The following is a 1,520-nucleotide window of genomic DNA, read 5'->3' on the forward strand; positions in this document are numbered from 1 at the left end:
TTGTTTCGAGATGCAAAATTATAAAAATAAATGTTGCTATGCAAATTTGAGTTTACTGACATTCGTTATTGATAGAAAAGGTTGAAAACCTTCACTGTGTCGATGTGGTCTGTAACGCCAGCTGTTTCTCTCGCAGAATGCATCGCCCATATGGCATTGCCCATGTCCACACCCCTGATGTCGAACTGCGATGAAGAGATGTTTCCGAGAGTAGAGCCACCTGCGACATCCGCATGATTTACAAAATACTGACACCTTACACCTGCTCTGTCACACAACTCTGAGAACACTGCGGCTCCTTGGGCATCTGTCATATACTTGCAATTGGCATTTATCTTTATCACAGGACCGCCGCCTATGACCGGATGATTTGTCGGATCATACTTTTCATTATAATTGGGATGCCACGCGTGAGCATCATCGGCGGATATCATAAATGAATTTGCCACAGCCATATATGTATTCTGAGGGTCATCACCTTCTATAATACGCACGATTCGGTCCATCGCGTCACGCAGAACGGGTGAAGCCGCTCCCTGTTTGGTTCCGGATCCTGTCTCCTCATTGTCGAAAACAGCCAGAACTCTCGTCGCATCCGATTTCTCCGGTGCCCTAAGCAACGCCTCCAGTCCGGCAAACGCCATCGAAAGGTCATCTATACGGGCAGACTGGAAGTATTCGCCGGAAATACCGGTCAATGCCGCTTTTTCCGCAGGATAAAGACAAAGTTCATATTCGATGATATCACGGGCGGATATTCCGAGATGCGCAGCTACTATGCTTTTTACCACACCACCTTCGCGTTTGAACGTCTCGATCTCCTCTTGGGAATAATAACCCAATACCGGCTTCATATCTTTCTGCACCGAAAGTGCGTTACCTTCGTTCACACTTCTGTTGAAATGTATGGCAAGATGAGGGATTGTAGCCACGGGGCGCTTCAGATCGACAAGCAATGTGTGTGGATGAAGTGCATCTTTCCCCTTCACCATGACTCTGCCGGATATCGACAACGGGCGGTCAAACCATGTGTAGAGTATGCCGCCGCCATACTTCTCGACATTCAGGGATACCACTCCCCCGTCACCATAGATTTCAGCATTCGGCTTTATTTTGAAACATGGACTGTCGCTATGAGCCGATACTATACGGAAACCCTCTTTGCTAATATCTCCTTCTCCGACTATGAACGCAAATATCGCGCTGTCGTTTTTCTTGAGATAATATTTTCCTCCCCGCTTGATGTCCCAGCGGTTCTCTTGACGTATTTCTGAAAAACCGGCGGCAAGCAGCTCTCTTTCCATTGCAGCTACCGCCATAAAATTACATGTGCTCTCGTCGAGCCAGTTCAAAAGTCTTTTAATCATTGTCTCCGTTTTAAAGCTGATACCTTATATTGTTAAGCGCACGCATCACATTGCAAAGCGTTTGAGACCAATATGACTCGAAATTTTCTTTGCACTCTCTGAATGCCGAGGCTGCGTTCTCCCCTTCTGAATCCTTTACAACAGATATAAATT

The 1,520-nt window shown here is 46.4% G+C and carries 2 protein-coding genes; both read right to left on the bottom strand.

The window, feature by feature from the left end:
• Positions 1 to 65: 65 nt before the first annotated feature.
• Positions 66 to 1,367, bottom strand: coding sequence for a M18 family aminopeptidase (locus JX312_RS13500; RefSeq protein WP_128707312.1), 1,302 nt, complete (start codon positions 1,365 to 1,367; stop codon positions 66 to 68).
• Positions 1,368 to 1,377: 10 nt separating this feature from the next.
• On the bottom strand, positions 1,378 to 1,515 hold the full coding sequence (locus JX312_RS13505) for a DUF5063 domain-containing protein (RefSeq protein ID WP_239653935.1): 138 nt from the start codon (positions 1,513 to 1,515) through the stop codon (positions 1,378 to 1,380).
• Positions 1,516 to 1,520 lie beyond the last annotated feature (5 nt).

Origin of the sequence: Barnesiella sp. CU968, from assembly GCF_905219685.1 — a bacterium.
Taxonomy (GTDB): domain Bacteria; phylum Bacteroidota; class Bacteroidia; order Bacteroidales; family Muribaculaceae; genus Lepagella; species Lepagella muris_A.

Coding starts and splice junctions, on each gene's coding strand:
- JX312_RS13500 (WP_128707312.1), bottom strand. CDS start 1,367: ATGATTAAAAGACTTTTGAACTGGCTCGACGAGAGCACATGTAATTTT.